This window comes from Pontibacter burrus, from assembly GCF_010686685.1.
GTDB classification, from domain to species: Bacteria; Bacteroidota; Bacteroidia; order Cytophagales; family Hymenobacteraceae; genus Pontibacter; species Pontibacter burrus.
On record NZ_JAAGWD010000013.1, the window covers coordinates 1 to 18,890 of the forward strand.

Annotated in this window: 17 protein-coding genes; 6 read left to right on the forward strand and 11 right to left on the reverse strand. The window is 46.2% G+C overall.

The genetic code is table 11. From position 1 onward, the window contains the following. Positions 1 to 589 precede the first annotated feature (589 nt). A complete protein-coding gene (locus tag GXP69_RS18565; RefSeq protein WP_163917076.1) occupies positions 590 to 1,657 on the forward strand; it encodes an acyltransferase family protein in 1,068 nt (355 codons plus the stop codon). A gap of 9 nt (positions 1,658 to 1,666) precedes the next feature. Here GXP69_RS18565 and GXP69_RS18570 read toward each other — a convergent pair whose 3' ends face one another. The 4 genes from GXP69_RS18570 to GXP69_RS18585 form a co-directional block, all read right to left on the reverse strand. Continuing rightward, on the reverse strand, positions 1,667 to 2,953 hold the full coding sequence (locus GXP69_RS18570; RefSeq protein WP_163917078.1) for an MgtC/SapB family protein: 1,287 nt from the start codon (positions 2,951 to 2,953) through the stop codon (positions 1,667 to 1,669). A gap of 95 nt (positions 2,954 to 3,048) precedes the next feature. Next, a complete protein-coding gene (locus GXP69_RS18575) occupies positions 3,049 to 4,359 on the reverse strand; it encodes a TolC family protein (RefSeq protein ID WP_163917080.1) in 1,311 nt (436 codons plus the stop codon). 30 nt (positions 4,360 to 4,389) lie between these two features. Next, a complete protein-coding gene (locus GXP69_RS18580; protein WP_163917082.1) occupies positions 4,390 to 7,485 on the reverse strand; it encodes an efflux RND transporter permease subunit in 3,096 nt (1,031 codons plus the stop codon). A gap of 12 nt (positions 7,486 to 7,497) precedes the next feature. Next, on the reverse strand, positions 7,498 to 8,571 hold the full coding sequence (locus GXP69_RS18585; protein WP_163917084.1) for an efflux RND transporter periplasmic adaptor subunit: 1,074 nt from the start codon (positions 8,569 to 8,571) through the stop codon (positions 7,498 to 7,500). 323 nt (positions 8,572 to 8,894) lie between these two features. Here GXP69_RS18585 and GXP69_RS18590 point away from each other — a divergent pair, with 323 nt between their 5' ends. Continuing rightward, positions 8,895 to 9,230: an MGMT family protein gene (locus tag GXP69_RS18590; RefSeq protein WP_163917086.1), complete on the forward strand. Its 336-nt coding sequence runs from the start codon at positions 8,895 to 8,897 to the stop codon at positions 9,228 to 9,230. Between the two features lie 60 nt (positions 9,231 to 9,290). Here GXP69_RS18590 and GXP69_RS18595 read toward each other — a convergent pair whose 3' ends face one another. The 7 genes from GXP69_RS18595 to GXP69_RS18625 form a co-directional block, all read right to left on the reverse strand. Continuing rightward, positions 9,291 to 9,923, reverse strand: a complete 633-nt coding sequence (locus tag GXP69_RS18595) for a hypothetical protein (RefSeq protein WP_163917088.1) — start codon at positions 9,921 to 9,923, stop codon at positions 9,291 to 9,293. Positions 9,924 to 9,941: 18 nt separating this feature from the next. Next, positions 9,942 to 10,274 (reverse strand): DMT family transporter, encoded by a 333-nt coding sequence (locus GXP69_RS18600; RefSeq protein ID WP_163917090.1) that lies wholly within the window; start codon positions 10,272 to 10,274, stop codon positions 9,942 to 9,944. Between the two features lie 81 nt (positions 10,275 to 10,355). Then, positions 10,356 to 11,273, reverse strand: a complete 918-nt coding sequence (locus GXP69_RS18605) for a cation diffusion facilitator family transporter (protein ID WP_163917092.1) — start codon at positions 11,271 to 11,273, stop codon at positions 10,356 to 10,358. A gap of 47 nt (positions 11,274 to 11,320) precedes the next feature. Beyond that, on the reverse strand, positions 11,321 to 11,743 hold the full coding sequence (locus GXP69_RS18610; RefSeq protein ID WP_163917093.1) for a Fur family transcriptional regulator: 423 nt from the start codon (positions 11,741 to 11,743) through the stop codon (positions 11,321 to 11,323). A 95-nt stretch (positions 11,744 to 11,838) separates the two neighbouring features. Next, complete coding sequence (locus GXP69_RS18615) at positions 11,839 to 12,537, reverse strand: hypothetical protein (RefSeq protein ID WP_163917095.1); 699 nt, start codon at positions 12,535 to 12,537, stop codon at positions 11,839 to 11,841. An 80-nt stretch (positions 12,538 to 12,617) separates the two neighbouring features. After that, positions 12,618 to 13,277, reverse strand: a complete 660-nt coding sequence (locus GXP69_RS18620) for a hypothetical protein (RefSeq protein ID WP_163917097.1) — start codon at positions 13,275 to 13,277, stop codon at positions 12,618 to 12,620. Positions 13,278 to 13,408: 131 nt separating this feature from the next. Further along, positions 13,409 to 14,005, reverse strand: a complete 597-nt coding sequence (locus tag GXP69_RS18625) for a DUF7010 family protein (RefSeq protein ID WP_163917099.1) — start codon at positions 14,003 to 14,005, stop codon at positions 13,409 to 13,411. 187 nt (positions 14,006 to 14,192) lie between these two features. On the opposite strand from GXP69_RS18625, the gene rlmH reads away from it, so the two are divergent. The 4 genes from rlmH to GXP69_RS18645 all read left to right on the forward strand — a co-directional run bounded on the left by rlmH (position 14,193) and on the right by GXP69_RS18645 (position 17,989). After that, positions 14,193 to 14,666: a 23S rRNA (pseudouridine(1915)-N(3))-methyltransferase RlmH gene (gene rlmH, locus GXP69_RS18630; protein ID WP_163917100.1), complete on the forward strand. Its 474-nt coding sequence runs from the start codon at positions 14,193 to 14,195 to the stop codon at positions 14,664 to 14,666. A 186-nt stretch (positions 14,667 to 14,852) separates the two neighbouring features. Next, positions 14,853 to 15,971 (forward strand): sensor histidine kinase, encoded by a 1,119-nt coding sequence (locus tag GXP69_RS18635; RefSeq protein ID WP_163917102.1) that lies wholly within the window; start codon positions 14,853 to 14,855, stop codon positions 15,969 to 15,971. Then, on the forward strand, positions 15,961 to 16,686 hold the full coding sequence (locus tag GXP69_RS18640; RefSeq protein ID WP_163917103.1) for a LytR/AlgR family response regulator transcription factor: 726 nt from the start codon (positions 15,961 to 15,963) through the stop codon (positions 16,684 to 16,686). Before GXP69_RS18635 ends, GXP69_RS18640 begins: the two co-directional genes overlap by 11 nt. A 253-nt stretch (positions 16,687 to 16,939) precedes the next feature. Further along, on the forward strand, positions 16,940 to 17,989 hold the full coding sequence (locus GXP69_RS18645) for a hypothetical protein (protein WP_163917105.1): 1,050 nt from the start codon (positions 16,940 to 16,942) through the stop codon (positions 17,987 to 17,989). Positions 17,990 to 18,890 lie beyond the last annotated feature (901 nt).

Genomic DNA, 18,890 nt, shown 5'->3' on the forward strand with positions numbered 1-18,890 from the left:
CCAACTGCTGAAAGCGTATATCCAGCAAAACTTCGCCTCCAAAAACCTCAACATCACCGTCGATACCGTCGTGCGTGAAGAAGTAGGCCAGCACTTCCGCATTGCTGAGATACGGACAGTAAAATAAGACCCAAACCATGATCAGGCTTTCTGCTACTAGCAGAAAGCCTGATTTTTTATAAACTATAGTTAACTATGACTGATGTAATAGTGAGAATTGTGCGCTTTAAGGAGTGTAATTTAAACCGCTGCAACTATAGCAGTAAAGTAAGCGGCTTCTCAGTGACGGTTAAATAGAGCAGATTCGCTTTTTCAGCATTAAGTTTTCCGCCTGTTTATTTTAGGCTGTAAACCAAATCTTCTTCAAAAAACAAAACATTATCCTTCGCTTTTCTGCATCTATATAGCAGCATCTAAGTATAAGAACTATAACCTGTGGCTGATTTACTTCTCAGCAGTACCTCCGCAGGGCAACAGGGTGCTTCCGGATCTCTGCAAACTATAACCTCGTTTGCTTTAAACTATAACCAACGCCGGTATTCCTTATGTAGCCTTTAGGGCATAGTATATATTTTAGAGTACGCTTATTATGCAAAGACTTTTATTCCTTGATTCGCTGCGGGGGCTTGCTGCCATCGCGGTTGTTTACTTCCACTATACTTCCGTTTACCGCCACCTGTATGGCCATAGTTTCAGCGAAAAGTTTGATTTCGGGATTGGTTTATATGGCGTAGAATTCTTCTTTATGATCAGCGGGTTTGTGATTTTTCTTACCCTATCCCGCATCAGCAGCGCCCGCGATTTTCTGTTTAACAGGGTAGTAAGATTATATCCGGCCTATATCTTCTGTATGCTGCTCACTTTTGGCTGTGTGCAATATTTCGGACTGGAAGGACTGGAAACCAGTTTTAGAGATATGCTGGTAAATCTGACCATGTTCCAGAAAGCAGTGGGCGTGCCCGATGTGGATGGCGTGTACTGGTCGCTGTTTTCCGAGTGGATGTTCTACCTGATGATGGTAACTCTGTTTATATTCAGGAAGCTGGACAAAATGCTTTGGGTAGGAGCTGCTTGGCTGGTTCTGAACGTAATTAACATGCACTTCCTGCACCTGGGGTATGCAGCCCGCCTGCTGAACCTGTACCACGGTGTGTTCTTTTACTCAGGTATCCTGTTTTACATGCTCTATACCAATACCGGTAAAAAGTCTACAGTGCAGCTACACCTGGCAGCCTCTTTTGTTGTGGCACTTTCGATGTTTGCCTTGGAGGGATGGGCCGATATGATAGTGGTGGCTGTACTATACGCTGTATTTTACCTGAGCCTGAATGGCCGCATGAATTTTCTGGTTAACAAGCCCCTGCTGTTCCTGGGTAGCATTTCGTATGCGCTTTACCTGTTTCATCAATACATCGGCTTTATCATCATCAACGAGACCAAAGCCTATTTCGGAGACAGTATACTGGTTATTGTGCCGCCGCTGGTTGTGAGCATGGTTTGTGCTTACCTGATAACACAGTATGTGGAGCAGCCTTCTGTAAATTTTCTGAAGAAACTATACAAGAGCTATACAACCCAGAAAGTGCCGAGAGGTGCAGAAAGTGGTTTTACGCCGCAGCAACTGCCCGAAGAGAGCAAGGCCGCACCTGGGCTATAGTTATGAGGGCTATAGTTTTGTTAACCAGTGAAGCTGAAAGTTCTCCGGCCATAACCAGATTATAAGCAATCCGGCTGCTAGTGAGATCCCAAAAAGCACTGCCACTCTGGTAAACAGTGCACGCCTGGCCAGTACGGCTACCATGGCGCCCTTAAAAGCAATATTGGAAAGGGCAGCGATCATGATCACCTTCCAACCAGTTTGCTGGTTTATAACCTCATCGTTCATTAACCTGGAGGTGGAAAGGGTAATAGCATCAACATCGGTAAGGCCTGAAATGATAGCGACAATGTAAAGGCCACTGTTACCGAAATGGTCTTTGGCAGCAGAGGTAGCAACTATAACGATAGCATAGATGGCACCAAATACGAGCGCGGTTTTAAGTTGTGCAGGGTTTTCCTGTTCCGGCATTCTACCTGCATCCTCCTTCTTAAAAAAGAAGCCCAGAACTATAAGCACAGCCATGAGCAGGAGCAAGGTTACCAGCGGTGGAGCAACTATAGCCAGGGTGCCGCCCGGCGCCACTACTGCCACTTCTACCGTAATGCGCACCACAGAGATGGCGGTAGCAATAAAGATAACCAACGCGATCAGGTTATAGTTGGTGTTCTTGGTCTCACCTGCCTTAGAGCGCTTTGCATAGCTAACCGTAGTAGCTGTACTCGAAATAAGCCCACCCAGCACGCCGCCGAGCAAGGTGCCTGCTTTATCGCCAAAAATCTTGTAAGCAAAATAGCCGGCCAGCCCGATCCCAACTATAAGCACCACCATCAGCCAGATGTTGTAAGGGTTCAGCACATCGTAAGGGCCGTAAGCCTGGTTTGGCAGCACCGGGAGGATCACTAAGGAGATAACCACAAACTGCATGATGGCGTGTAGGTCCTTTTCGCCCAGTTTGGAGACAGCCTGATGCAGGGTTTCTTTTAAATGCAGTAGCACCGCTACAGCACCACCTATGGCTACAGCCACTGCTGTATTGCCAATAACAAGGTAGGCGCCAACGGCAAACATCAGCAACAGGGCGGCTTCGGTTGTTTGCCCTACATCATCCGGCTTTATATCCCGCTGTATTAAGTTGCCGGTTACTACAAGCGCCGTTACAGCCAGGGCGCCGGCAGCTATTATCCAACCTCCGAAGTCGCCGGCCAGTAGAGCGCAGACCGTACCAAACATTGTAACGATAGGAAACGTGCGGATGCCTGCAATGCGTGCGTTCTGATGCTGTCGCTGTAGTCCAACCAGGAGGCCAAGAGCCAGTGATATTGCCAGTGTCTGGAAAATTTCGAGGTGGGGCATACAACAGGTTACTTTTGTTATTCGAAGTTATGGCTATAAACTATAAAAGTATAGCAAAGCGCTATACTTTTATGATGAAACAGGAAAGTAGGTTATTAAAAGGTCAGGGCACCGGCAATCTCTTTTAGCGACACCTCGGCCAGCTTAGCTAGATACTGTGCGTTGCTGTAGCGTACCGTAGCATTCACATAGTTTAACTGCGCTTCTCTGAACTCGATAGGCGTGATGCTACCGATGCGGAATTTCTCCATTGTTATTTCCAGGTTGCGCTTTGCAATTTCCTGGTTCTTTCCTTCCAGGTTTACCAATGATAAACTGGTGAGATAAGTATTATAGGCTGTTGTAAGCTGCGTATTTATAGTTTGGTTCAGACGCTCGAATTCCAGTTGTGCACTGCTGATGTTAATGTTAGCGTTCTGCTGGTTACGGCGCTGCTCAAATCCATTAAAAATAGGCACAGATGCCGTTATGCCATAGTTCAGGCCACGCCCTGTTGCCAACGTAGTAAAGCCCAGCGCTGATTCGGAACGGTTAAAGTTGTACCCGGAGTTAAGTGTAACAGTAGGCAGGCGGTTTGCTCTTACCTGTTTCAGATCCAGCTCGGCTACGCGTTTGTTTATAAGGGCAGCCTGCAACGATGGGTTCTGTTGTGTTGCTCTCTCAGATAGCTCAGCCAGATTAAGCTGATCGTCAATAGTAATTTCATCTGCTACCCTGAAACGGATAGAAGCATCGCGTGCCATCAGTTCGTTCAGCTGAGTCTGCGTATTCTGGTATAGTTCGCGCTGGCGTAGTATGTTGGTTGTATCTGTGTTCAGGTCAACCTGTGCGTTCAGTACTTCCAATCTCGATGCTTTTCCAATTTCGAAACGGTTCTGTGCAGTTCCTACACGCTCACGCGAAATAACCATAGCCGTATCCAGGGCATTTAGTTGCTGCTGTTGCTGCACCAGGTTATAGTACACGCTGGTTACATCGGCAATGCGGGTAAGTATAGTTTGTTTTAAGTTTGCCTCTCCCAGTTTCTCCAGCTCTTTCAGCTGCTCGTAGCGGGCAAACATTCCAAAACCATCAAATACAGTCCAGTTCAGACCCACGCCATAGTTCAGGGTGTTGCCACGGGCGCCGGTTCGTTCTATCACCTGGCCGCTTTCCCGATTTTCGGACCTGTTCTGTACTGTGTTGTTCTGAGCCACGTTAGCAGTAACTACCGGCAGCATGCCAGCATTGCCAGTGGTTACGTTATTTCGGCTTATCTCCAGGTTATTGGCTACAAGCTTTATGTCATAGTTGCGCTCCAGTGTTATCCGGATGGCTTCTTCCAGGGTGAGCACTTCCTGCGCATTTGCCTTGCCATTCAGCAGGAGTAAGGCAAATGCAAACAGGACAGCAATTTTATACTTCATATAAGGTTGTAAGATAGATCGGGTGAAAAATTAAACTGTCGCTTTTTCGAACTCTTCTATTTGATCAAATTCCGGATGATGCTTACGCTCTCTGGACCACATGGAGTAGATAGCCGGGATAACGAATAAAGTAAGTATAAGCGAGAACATGGTACCACCTACAATTACAACACCCATACCCATACGGCTTTGAGCAGCTGCACCCAGCGCCAGCGCAATTGGCAAAGCACCTAAAGCAATGGCCAAACTTGTCATCAGGATTGGGCGAAGACGTGCCTCCGAAGCTTCCAGAATGGCCTCCATCTTAGGCTTGCCCTGTTCCCGGAGCTGATTCGCGAACTCGACTATCAGGATACCGTTCTTCGTGACGAGCCCTATGAGCATAATTGTACCAATCTGGCTGAAAATGTTCCAGGTCTGGCCAAACAGCCATAACGAAAGCATGGCACCGGCCACCGCCATCGGCACGGTCAGGATAATGATGAGCGGATCCACAAAGCTTTCGAACTGCGCTGCCAGGATAAGGTAGATCAGCAATAGCGCTAATAAGAAGGCAAACATCGTATTCGAACCACTTTCCACGAAGTCTCTGGATTCACCGCCCAGGTCAGTGGTAAAGCTTTCGTCCAGTACTTTTTCCTTGATGCGGTCCATGGCATCAATACCATCGCCTATACTCATGCCCGGTGACAGACCTGCTGAAACGGTGGCCGACATGTAGCGGTTATTATGGTATAGTTGCGGCGGGCTGCTGCGCTCGGTCAGGGTTACCAGGTTATCCAGCTGTACCAGTTCTCCGGTTTTGCTGCGCACAAACAAGGATGTCAAATCCAATGGATCGTCGCGGTCAGGGCGGTCAAACTGGCCCATTACCTGGTACTGCCGTCCGTTCATTAAAAAGTACCCGAAACGCTGCCCGCTAAGCGATAACTGCAGGGTTTGCGCCACGTCTATAACTGATACGCCCAGGCTTTGTGCCTTTTCGCGGTCGATAGAAATGTTGATCTCCGGCTTGTTGAATTTTAAGTTTACATCAACGTTAGAGAAGGTCGGGTCTTTGCTGGCTTCTTCCATAAAGGCCGGTATCTTCTCTTCCAGCTTCTGGAAATTCTGCGCCTGAATAATGTACTGTATCGGCTGGCCACCTCGGCGGTTTACAGATATAGTTGGCTGCTGGGTAACCATAGTTCTGGCTTCCGGATAGCGGCGTGTAAGGCTTGTCAGGTAATCTGCAACTTCTTTCTGCGAACGTTCGCGTTCACCTTGCGGCACCAGGGCAACACGCATCATACCGTTGTTTACAGAACCACCGCCCCAACCCGGAGACGTGATCACAAGGTTCACAGATTTCTCAGGCACCGAGTCGTTTACCAATTGAGTCAGTTCCTGCATAAAGCGGTCCATGTAGTCATACGACGCACCTTCAGGACCGGTAGCCATCACACGGATCATGCTTCTGTCGTCGTAAGGGGCAGTTTCTTTCTGAAGAATTGTATAGAAAAGTGCTGCCAGGCCAAGACAGGCGATCAGGATCGGGAAGCTCAGCCATTTGTTGCGCATAAAGCCACGTAGCGCGCTTGCGTAGGCCGCGTTCATACGCTCAAAATAAGGCTCTGTAAAGTTGTAGAACCTGGTTTTCTTGTGGCCACCTTTTTTCATCAGGTAGGCGTTCAACATTGGGGTAAGCGTAAGCGACACGAAGGCCGAGATGAGTACGGCGGCACCAATTACCACCCCGAACTCACGGAAGAGTCGCCCTACGAAACCTTCCAGGAAAATAACCGGAAGGAATACGGCTGCCAGCGTGATCGAGATAGAGATAACGGCCATAAAGATCTCGTTTGAGCCTTTTATAGCTGCTTCGATCGGCGACATCCCTTCTTCCACCTTTTTAAAGATGTTCTCAGTTACCACAATACCGTCATCCACTACCAGACCCGTAGCCAGAACTATAGCCAGCAGGGTAAGCACGTTTACCGAGAACCCGCACAGGTACATGATAAAGAAAGTGGCAATCAACGATACCGGAATATCAATAAGCGGGCGGAAAGCAATACTCCAGTCGCGGAAGAACAGGTAAATGATGGCAATTACCAGTACCAATGCAATCAATATAGTTTCAGCTACTTCCGTAACCGATTGCTTGATAAAGATGGTGTTGTCCATCGCAATGTTCAGGTCAATGTCTTCCGGCAGGTCTCCTTTCAACTTTTCAAACTGATCGTAGAAGGCATTTGAAATATCGAGGTAGTTGGTACCCGGCTGCGGAATAATGGCAAGGCCCACCATTGGCTGGCCTGACTCACTCATTTTAGTTTCCAGGTTCTCAGGGCCAAGTTCTGCTGTACCCAGATCACTGAAACGGATGATCTTACCGCCATCTGATTTAACGATCAGGTTGTTGAATTCCTCGGCAGTAGACAGGTTACCTAAGGTTTTTACTACCAGTTCGGTATTGTCGCCACTGATCTTACCAGAAGGTAATTCTACGTTTTCGCGGTTCAGGGCTGTGCGTACGTCGCCTACTGTAAGGCCATAAGAGGCAAGCTTAACCGGGTCGAGCCACAGGCGCATGGCATAGCGTTTCTGTCCCCATATCTGCACGCTACTTACGCCCGGTATAGTTTGCATGCGCTGCGAAATCACGTTCTCGGCGTAATCGCTCAGCTGCAACTGGTCGCGTTCGGCACTACGCACGGTCATGGTAATGATTGGCTCGGAGTCGGCATCGGCTTTGGATACTACCGGTGGCGCATCAATATCCTGTGGCAGGTTACGAACTGCCTGCGATACCTTATCGCGCACGTCGTTTGCCGCTTCCTCCAGGTCTTTATCCAGGTTAAACTCGATGTTGATGTTGCTTCGGCCCTGGTTACTGGAAGAAGAAATGTTGCGGATACCATCAATAGAGTTAATGGCTTTCTCAAGAGGCTCCGTTATCTGCGACTCAATAATGTCTGCGTTGGCACCAGAGTAGCTGGTACTTACCGAAACAATGGCCGGGTCGATGGACGGATACTCGCGCACACCCAGAAAGCTGTACCCGATCATACCGAACAGGATCAGCATCAGGTTAATTACAATTGTAAAAACCGGCCGCTTTATACTTGTGGTGGATAAACTCATACGTTTGCGCTTTTATTTCTTACCAACAGCTACTTTAACAGGGCTTCCTTCTCTTAACGTCATTATCCCGGTGGTCAATACCGTATCGCCTGGCTGCAGGCCGGCAGTTACAAGTACATCCTTTTCGGTACGTGTGGCAGTCTCTATCATGGTTTCCTTGGCTTTGCCGTCTTTGGCAACAAACACTTTTTTACCATTCTGTACCGGTATAACAGCCTCTGAAGGCACCAGCAGGGCATCATCTATAACCGTTAATGGTAGCTGGATGTTGGCAAAAGAGCCTGGCATCAGGGCGCCATCTCCGTTAGAGGCACGTGCACGCAACTGCAACGTACGGCTGCTGGCCTCAATACCGGGTTCTATAGCATAAACGGTAGCTGTATATTTTTGGGATGAACCAGCTACTGTAAAATTAAGGGTAGTATTCTCCTTTACCTGGCCCGCATATTTCTCCGGAACAGAGAAAGTGATCTTCAGAGGGTCGGTGTTAACCAGGTTGGCAATAACTGTTTCAGGAGAAATGAAGCTTCCTTCTGATACATTACGCAGACCAATGCGGCCCGAAAAAGGTGCCCGTATAGTTGTTTTGGCAAGTTGTGCCTGTATCAGTTGAGTCTGGGCCTGTGCTGATTTCAGGTCGGCACGCGCTACATCGTATTCTTCGCGGCTGATTGCTTCTTTTTTCAGGAGAAGCTCTGCGCGGCGTTCGTTCTCGGCGGCAAGACTCTGGCGGGTCTGGGCCTGTGCCAGCTGCGCACGCAGTTCAGAATCATCCACTTTTACCAGTACCTGGCCTTTGCTAACCTTACTGCCCTCGTTAAAGGAGATGGATTGCACAACGCCTGCTACCTGCGGACGGATCTGTATCTGCTCGTTGGCCTCGATGGAGCCTGTTACAGAAAGCGTGTTTGAAAAGCTTTGTGGTTGCAGCACCACGCCGCTTACCCGCATTGCCGGCGCTCCGCCACCTGGTCCGCCCGGGCCTTTAGGACCGCCACCTTCGCTTTTGTTCTGCATAATACGGTACGCTACCAGGGAACCAAACCCAAGTATAAGCAAGGTGAAAACGATGTACTTAATCTTCATAGGTGATGTTAATTTCCTCCTGAAGAGGGGTTAGATAGTAAAGTATAGTTTAGTTTAGATTGAAATCGTATAAGTGCATTTCCGGGCGGCAAAGCGCAGACAGAAACCACAAAAGTAAGCCGATGACTTTGACAATAAGTTCTGCCAAAGGTTTAATTTTCAGGCTCAAAAAAAGTGCCGTAATCACTGGCCACACATCAGTCCGGAATTTAAAGTTAAAACCTTAATGACTGAAACAGAAATAGATTGCAGATTAATCTGCATAAATATAAATTGAATGGCTGAACAGTATAGATAGCAGGATAAACAGCAGCTAAGATACAATGAGAGATAAGAAGGAGAATTTTTTTGAGAATGTATACGAAGTGGTAAAACTGATACCGGAAGGCAGGGTAACCAGTTACGGCGCTATCGCCAGCTATTTAGGCGCCAAAGGCTCGGCAAGAATGGTAGGCTGGGCCTTAATCGCCTCGCAGCCATTTACTAAAATACCGGCCCATCGGGTAGTTAACCGGATTGGGATGCTTACCGGGAAGCAACATTTTGAGGGTAGCAATGCCATGCAGGAGCGCCTGGAGCAGGAAGGTGTAAAGGTGGAGAAAGACCAGGTAGTAAATTTTGATAAACTGTTCTGGGACCCAAGCAAGGAATTGCTATAGTTTATAGTTTCTGCTGATTAAACGTGTCTGTCTGGCAGAGACAAGTTTTCAAACTATAGTTTATAGTGGCCTGTCCTTATCCCAGATGCGTTGTTTTGTTCCGGGCTCGTGTTCAACTCTCCAGTTATTGGCTTGGGCCAGCTTAAAAAGCCTGGTACGTAGCTTACGCGGGTACAGTATTTTTCTGGCTGTTTTGCTGTCGGAACTATAGGCGGGTACAATGTTGAGTTGGGCTAGGATTTCGTACGTAGCGGCGGCACAGCGCATACCGGTCAGGGCGTAATCGTAGGGTGTTCGGGTAAGGTAGCCTGCTGAAATACTGTCGAACTGCTGCTTTTGCTTTGGAGTTATGGGTATGTAAACTATAGCTTTCCTGATACTATCCGAACTGGTTTTATAGTGGTCGTAAAAAGCCTCTTCGGTATGCTGCGTATAGTTGCCGTGCGGCTTCTGCTTATTCGGGAACCAGTGGAAACTTCCATTCCGCACAAAGTTTAAGATCTGGTTGCTATAGTTTGCGCCAATGCCTACATGTCCGCCTAAAATGCTGCCAAACCATTTTTCTTCTACAGTTTTATAGTTCTGGTGAGGTCTGGAGCCATACAGGAAATGTACTTCCAGGTATGTACTGTCCTGTGCCAGAGCCAGGTGGCTGAGCAAACAGAAAACAACTATAGCTATCGTTTTAAGCATGTACTTACAGCTTAAAGTTTAATGTGCCGCAGTTTTAGAAAACACATTAATCACAATTACGCCAACTATAATCAGCACGAGGCCAATAATGGCGGGCAGGTCGGGTACCTGTTTAAATAGAACTATGCCTGCAAGCGTGATCAGGATAATGCCCACCCCGGACCAGATCGCATAGGCTATACCAACAGGTATCTTCTCTAAGGTCAGGCTTAAGAAGTAGAACGCACAGCCATAACCCAGTACCGTAATAATACTTGGAATAGGCTTAGAGAATTGCGCTGAGCTTTTTAAAGCCGAGGTGGCTATCGTTTCAGCAATAATGGCCAGCAACAGGAACAGGTAACTTTTCATAGAAAGGGAAATTATCTTCTTAAAGATACGACATTCCCAGGCCGGCTAGTTGCTCCATTTTATTCTTTTCTGCGCCCTAGTTTAGCAATGCACAAGGCTGCAATCTGACTGCGCAGTTTCGAGTTGGATGGTGGGGTGGTGGATGTTATGCTCTTTAAGCAGCGCAACTATAGCCGTGCGAATACTATTTTCCAGCACCTGGTCGGAAGTATTGACAACAGCATGTAGCGAACCGACATGATAGCTACCGTCCAGGCTCCAGATGTGCAGGTCGTGCACGCTCTGAACACCATTGATCTGGCTTAATTTGTGGGTTATCTGGTCCTGGTTCACGTTTTCAGGAACAGCCTGCAGCAATACCTTCATGGTGCTGATCAGGTTTCGGGTAGCATTATAGCCAATAAATGCAGCTATAGCTAAAGCCAGTACGCCATCTATCCAGAACCAGCCGGTAAAGTAGATAACGATAGCGCCAGCCAGTACCGCAGCCCAACCCAGCACATCTTCTAAAAGGTGAAGCATAATGGCCCTGCTGTTATGGTTGTGCCCATGCGCGTGTGCATGGTGATGCGCGTGATGATGACTGCCACCGCTTTTAATTCTTAAAAAGGCAAATCCATTTACTGCTATCCCAAGCACGGCCAGCCACAACATGCCCACACTATGTACCGCTTCAGGGTTAAGAAGTGATTTTATGGCACTGATGGCCATCAGGACGGCTCCGGTAAGCAGAAACAGCGACATGCCAAGCGCTGAGAGTAAAGAGAAACGCTTATAACCATAAGAGAATGCTGGTGTCCGCTTCCTGCCTGATAGTTTCTCCAGCAATACCGCCATCCCGATGGCCATGGCGTCCATAAAATCGTGGAAAGCGTCTGCGATGATGGCCGTTGAGTTGGTGAATATACCGCCGATGATCTCAACGATTGAAAAGGAAAGGTTAAGCCAGAAGGCTGTTGTAAGCCCGTTTTTATGATGGTGATGTGAATGATGTTCCATGATGCATTAAAATTTAATGCAAAACTAGGAGCAGAGGCAATGCAACTCTATTGCAAAGTTTCAGAGAGGCAGTTTTCGCAGATTCCTTTGGCAAAGAAGCGGATCTCGTCGATCCTGAAGTCGCTTTTTATGTTTGCGGGGATGATGTAATCTTCTTTGCAGGTAGTAGTCCGGCATATTTTGCAGTAAAAATGCAGATGCCAGTCTTTGTGGGTTTCTTCGCTGCAGGCATCGCTGCATAACTTGTACCGGGTGGTGACATTTTCCTGAATGCTGTGTACAATGCCTTTTTCTTCGAAAGTTTTAAGCGTTCTGTAAAGCGTAACTCTGTCGGCCTGCTCAAAATGGGCTTCGATTTCGGATAGCGACAAGGCAGCCTGCTGCGAAGCAAGAAAATCATACACCAGAATCCGCATACTGGTAGGTTTGGTGTTCTTGCTGGCCAACTTATGTTCGGTATCGCTATTCATGTTTTGGGTTAGATGTTTATAGTTTGGTGGGCGTGTGTTGGTGTAATGTAGTGATTGCATTGCAGGGATCGCGGATAAAAGCACTTCCCGGCAAATCACTTCAATTTCAATCGTTGCAGCCCGAACGGAAAGTTATAAGAATACAGAAATTTGTCTTCTAACAGAAACCTGGCCCTGTTATCACCAAACGTTTTTTGCAGAAAAGTCCAGGTGTCGCCTTTGTCAAACGAAACAAAGTAATAGTCGGTCAGTGTTTCGTCGCCGTGGCATACATTTACAATTGCGAACTCATTCTGGTAGGTTTCTTTTATGTTATAATGTTTGTCATTATGAGAGAAATCATGTTGTTCGATAGCATACCTGTTTGCACTGAAGTGCTTTCTGATAATATTCTGCCCAATTAAATCTGTAAGTAATAGATTTTGCTGACCTCCGTCTGATGATAAGAATACTAAAGAATCGATTTGACAGATAAGCGTATCTCCACGCAAATAGGTGTTGCCTACAGACCCATTTAGATCTGAGGTAAATGGCACCTGTTTCCAGTTTTTGCCTCCGTCACGGGTAATAAACAATACCGGTTTAGGAGACAGGCCGGATTCGTTATCTGAGTTTGTGTCCTCAACTAAAGTATACCCTCCAACAACTCCATTATTCTCATTTTCAAAATAAATTACTTTCCCGATCGACTTCGGCTCGTCGCTAATTCCACTGCCCTTAATAGTTTCCCACTTCGAACCGTCGCAACTGCTCAATAAAATGATATATAACAGAAGAATAGCTGTGATTCTCATGTAGTCTTTCTTTGGTTTGCGTGTAATGGAAAGTTCATAAAATGAGCGACGCGTAGCTGAATCTTGGCTTATGTGTCTTGTTATTGGTAATGTTTAATATCAAGTAGTTTTGAGAACTCCCCTTCATTTTCTACCAAAAGCTTATTCCATTGTTGCCAAGAGAAATATTTACTAGGGTGTTTAATAAAATATATGTTTACTTTTTTTCCATTTTTGATAATCGTCTTCTTTGAACTTCCATATCTTCCTATTTTAAAATTTTGCTCAAAGGATAGTTCGTAACCATTCCCGTATCTTTTCAACTGCTCATTAAAATAATGTCTTGAACTATTGCCTAAAAATATGCAAGTGTCTACAGGATAGTTGTTTATGATTTCGAAAAAATACTTGTAAGAGCTTTTGAAATCTGTTGGGCTTGGTCTTTCGGATTTAGATTTCATAGGTCTCTGAATAAAATTATAAAACATAACTTTGGACCAGAAATCTCGAACTTTAAACTTGGATGCGCCAAATAATGCTTTGTGAGTATTGTTAAACAGTTTCCATTCATCACTTGAATTAAGAAATCTATTAACAATATCAATTGTCGTATTCTTATTACTTATAAAATCATTGTAACAAGCTTTGTCAAACTTTCCATCATCATCAACAGAATAATGACTTTCTCCTATTAAGAGCAACTTATATTTAGACTCTAAATAAGAATCTCCCTTCCAAGGAGTCCATAACTTGTATTCCATTTTATTAAATTGTATTAAGTTTATTAAATTATATTAAGCACAACTATAGTATAAACGAAACCAATTACGTCTAGCCTCCAACCGTTAGTAGGATACGTTACCAGTCGCTCACGCTCATTTTGTCCAGTTCTTTAAACTATAGCAGTCTTTCTCCAGCGAACTATAGTAAACATAACAAGTGCAAAAATGATCTCGATCGCTGCTCCCACCAAAACCGTAATCTGCGAAGATGCATTCAGGGTAAACAGAAGGTAAGCTGCAACGCCTAACCCTATGCCCAATACCCAGTAGCGCCGCGAACTATAGAGCGTGGCAAACATCAGATACCTGCCCCCGATGATGAGGAGCATGCCCTGGAAGAACCATTGTGTTTTTTGAAACGAAAGCCCATAAGCCAGCGGCATACACATGATCATAAAAATGGTCCCTTCCATTGCAAGCCTTCCCAACGGGTTGCCTTGTGTGTGCACGCCACTCGCTCCAAGTATCTTATTAAGCAGAATGCTGACAGGATGAATGAGAGTGCCCCCGATAAGCAGCGCCCAGACCGCTTTTTCCGGCGACACATACATGGCTACAAGCCCTGAAATGAGCCAAACTGTTCCTGATACCAGCACACCGCTTGTACCGTTCAGGTACGAAACGCGCATATCTTGCTGGGCATCTTTTATGTTCTGTAAATCTTTTAAAGGCTCTGTTGTAATTTGAATTGAGTTAACTAATGGCATCAGTTTTTCCGGTTTTATATTTTGAGAATTTTGAATACACTGCTATTCCTTTTAATTCGCTGTGGACAGGAAAAAGAGACTTAGTCAACACATCATATCAAATATATAAATAACTATAGATTTACCAACAGCTTTATCTTTGTAAAATCCCGCCAATCCCCCGAACTTCGCCCAAACTGCATTACCCATGAAGATCAAACTGATTGCGATAGGCAAAACCGACGAAAAATTTCTGGAAGAAGGGATAGACAAGTACCTGAAACGCCTGAAGCATTACCACCCCGTAGAGTTTATAGTTATACCCGACATAAAGCAGGGCGGCAAGTACACTCCGGACAAACTGAAGGAAGAAGAAGGCAGGCTGATTTTGCAGAAAGTGCAGGAAGGCGATCACCTGATTATGCTGGACGAAAAAGGCAAAATGTTTACCTCAGGCGAGTTTGCCAATTACCTGCAGAAAAAGCTGAACAGCGTAACTACCAACCTGATCTTTGTGGTTGGCGGGGCCTTTGGTTTTTCGCAGGCTGTGTATGCAAGGGCTAACGATAAACTGGCGCTCTCTACCATGACCTTTACCCACCAGATGATCCGCCTGTTCTTTACCGAGCAACTATACCGCGGCTTCACGATTCTGCGCGGCGAAAAATACCACAACGACTGAACTATAAACCAGCTTATAGTATAAAGTGGCCGTTTCAGGAGAATAGTTAACTAACTGGTTTAAATCTTTTTGACCCAAATGCTGTTGGTCAGGTATAGTTTGTTACCGGTAACTATAGTTTGGCCGGTCGTCTAAAAGCGCGAAGCACCACATAAGGCCGTGCAACAGAAAGATTACCTTTGTAAAATGGAAGTAAAGTTGAGTTCGGAATCGGTGGTTAGTGCCAGAACCTGGAGCCTGCCCGACCTGCGTAATAGCTTAAAAAACCCGATGTTGCTGCACCTGGCTTTCTGGGTGGTGTATGTGGTATTTTTTGGGTTGCTTTACGGTAGCTACATCGACGACTACTATAACGCCTTTATGGTGGAGCTGGTAGAACTGCCATTTAAGGTGGCGCTGGTATACTTTAACATGTACTACCTGATGCCCAAGTTTCTGCTCTCTAAGCGCTACCTGGAGTTTTTTGTATACCTTTTTTTGCTGACGGGCGCCATTGCCGGCCTAATGCAGTACGTGTTGCTGCCTTTCCTCATTCACCCGCTTATCTGCCCCACTACTTGTACCCAAGATAACCTTACGCTGTACCGCTTTGTCAAAAACATTGTGAACATCAATTACCTGGTGCTTATTTCGGCAACTATCGTTTTGCTGCGAAACTGGTATCAGCACCAGCGGGCAGCCCGCACCCTGTCGCAGGACAAACTGGAGGCCGAACTGAAATTCCTGAAAGGGCAGATTCACCCGCACTTCCTGTTTAACACGCTTAACAGCCTGTACTCGCTGACGCTTAAAAAATCCGACAACGCCCCGGAAATGGTTTTAAAGTTGTCGGGGCTGATGGACTATATGCTCAATGATGCCACTGCCGCCAAGGTATCTTTGGAGAAGGAGCTGAATTATATCCGCAATTATATAGACCTGGAGCGTATGCGCTACGGCGACCGCGTAGACATCAGTTTTAACGAATCCGGAATGATAGCCGGCAAACAAATTGCCCCCATGATGCTGTTACCATTTGTAGAAAATGCGTTTAAGCATGGGGTAAGCACCGAAATGGAGAATGCCTGGATACGCATTGATGTGAAAGTACACCAAAGCCACCTGAGCCTGCGCGTTGAGAACTGCAAATCAGAGTCGGCGGAGCGTACCGCGAAAGAAATGGCATCAGGTATTGGCCTGAAGAACGTGCGCCGCCGCCTGGAGCTGTTGTACAAGAACGCTTATAGTTTAGAAATAGAAGATGAGCCGGATGTGTATGCCGTGCACATGGAGTTAGACCTTAGCGATAGAACCGATGAAAATTAGATGCATGATAGTGGACGATGAGCCCCTGGCCCTTGACGTGCTGGAAACGTACATCGCCCGTTTGGATAACCTGGAACTGGTATGCCGCTGCAACAACGCTGTGGAAGCCTACAACTGCCTGCAAAACGAGCAGATAGACCTCATGTTCCTGGATATACAGATGCCTAAGCTGACCGGTATCGATTTTCTGAAGTCGTTGCCTAACCCGCCGAAAGTGGTTTTCACTACCGCCTACCGCGATTATGCCGTAGAAGGTTATGAACTGAACGCCTTGGATTACCTGCTCAAACCTATCTCTTTCGATCGTTTCTTAAAAACTGTAGCCAAGCTAACACCGCAGGAAAATCACCTGCCAGCCGCTGCACACACTTCGGAACCGGATTATAAAGAAGCTTTTATTTACCTGAAGGCCGATAAAAAAATGGTGAAGGTCATGCTCTCCGACATCCTGTACATCGAGAGCCTGAAAGATTACATTCGTGTTAAAACCGAGACAAAAGAAATCATCTCGTATCAGAAAATCAGCTTCCTGGAAGAAAAGTTACCCTCTGACAAGTTCCTGCGCATCCATCGCTCCTTCATCATCGCGCTAGACAAAGTGCAGGCCTTCTCTGCCACTGCTGTAGACCTGGGTAAAACCGAAATCCCGATCGGCCGCCTCTACAAAAACGAAGTACTGCAGATACTGGGCAGAAATAACCTGTTGGAAGCATAGCTTTTGGCTAATTATGAATGATGAATTATAAATTATGAATTAAGCACAGGTTGTATGGCGCGAGCGTCCGCGCTTGTGCCGAACTATAGCAGGGGCCTCTGGCCCCTTTTTGTTTGCTGTAGGTTTCTGAAACTATAAGCAGAGTACTTCATTAAACTATAGTTTGCGTAACTTATCAGGTGCGTTTAAACTATAGTTGCAGCTTTAAAGTATAGCTCTCAGCACATACGACCATTCATAATTCATAATTAAATTGAACACCATCTCCAAAAAGAAGCTGTTTTACCCTGTGTCGGAGCGGTTGCGTCGCTACATGCGCACATATGATCGCGAAACGCAGTTGCCGGTTCACTACGAAGACCTGCTGCATTACACTGATTCGTTCCCGTACTTCGATACAAAAGGGGTGGATACGCTCTGGGAAACCGTGATGTACGAACAGCAGAGCCAGCAGGAACTGAATACTGGTTTGACCATGATCTATGCCCTGCTGAAAACGGACGGTGATATGTCAGTGATGGAGCACCTGTATGTGTCGCGGATTGATTACTGCACTTTCGGAAATTCCAACCCATTTAGGGTTCAAATCATGAACCAGCTGAACGACAACTACGACTATTTTTATGTGAAGCGCGCCGATGCCTCACGTATCTATGGCCTGGAGTTGGAGCACATTTTGTCGCCGGGCCGTTTGAATTACCTGGTGGATGGTGATAGCCTGATTGAGGAACACATTGCCGGAATTCCTGGCGATGCTTTCATTAAAGATTACCTTAACCGTAAAACTGCTAACAAGGTACGCATAGCCAAAGAGTTTGTGAAGTTCAACGAGCGCTGCTTTATCCGCCTGCTCGGCGACATGCGCTCTTACAACTATGTGGTAGACGTAACCCCCGATTTTGAGGACGAGCAGTACCGCGTACGCCCCATCGACTTCGACCAGCAGTCGTACGAAGGCAAGAAAACCATGTACCTGCCCCAGTTCTTTAAAGACAACAATGTGATTGTGAACCTGGTGCTTACCCTGTTAAAGCCAGACGTAGTGCGCCAGTACCAGAACGAGGAACGCACGCTCATGTTCCGCCGCCTCAAATCAGCCCGTTACCGCCTCAAAGACCTGATCGACTGTATGCGGAAAGATACCATCTCAACACCGGAAAAGATTGCACAACTGAAGCAGGAGTTAGCGGAGCATCATAAATCAAATGAGTTTCTCAAATGTAAATGCATGGGGGATCTTGTACGTTTAAATCTGAAGATAATGCTCGTTAAAGCTCCTGTTGTAACAGCTGGTAAAGTTTAGTTTGTTGCTATTTCGATATTAGTGTGTGATCGGTCATGGGTTATAACTTTCAAAGTCTATAGGTTTATAGTTTCTTTTCTGTAATGTCGAATGCAGCCGAAGGATCTTATATGTCCAATTGACTCTCATTTGTCATTTCGAATGCAATGAGAAATCTATTACAGACTATAGTTAATCACACGCTATCATTTTACAGCCAACTATAGTTGCCACTTGCCACAAGCAGCTCATTCTATAGCCACCACATATCCTGAGAGCTCTACTTACCTAAAGTTTCAATCTGGCTTTGGTGCGCTCACGGCCGCGAGGCCCCGTCTTCGGGCATCGCGCGGTGTACATTTCTTTTGCTCCTGCGTCGCAATGCCTATCGGCACCAGAAATCTACAAGGCGCTCAACCCAAAGACTGAAATCACTCGATAGCTAAGCTATAGTTTAATTGATCAACTATAGCTCGAGCCTTTCCGTGGTTATAGTTTCTTGTGTCAGGCTGCGCCTGCCTGCTCGTAGTCTTGTAACTATGAAACTAAAGAAGCAACTATAGCTATAGCCAAAATTCCCCTCTTGGGAGGGGTAGGGGTGGGTTAATTGCCAACTATAGAACTATAGTCAAACTATAGAGCAACAGCCCAAAGTCCCCCCTTTGAAAGGGGTAGGGAGATGACTAACTGTAACTATAGAACTATAGCTGTAAACTATAGCAAAGGCAGAAATGGTCCCCTTGAGGACAAGTGAGTATGGGAGTTCGAAACTTGCGAGCGTAGCTCACAGGGATGTTAACTACCAACTATTGAACTACACAACTATCCTAACACATATAATCTCCCTCTCCTGTTCTTAGGAGAGGGCTGGGGAGAGGTAAAATCCCCGCCTTAGACCAGGAGGGTATAAAGGGGTGGTTGA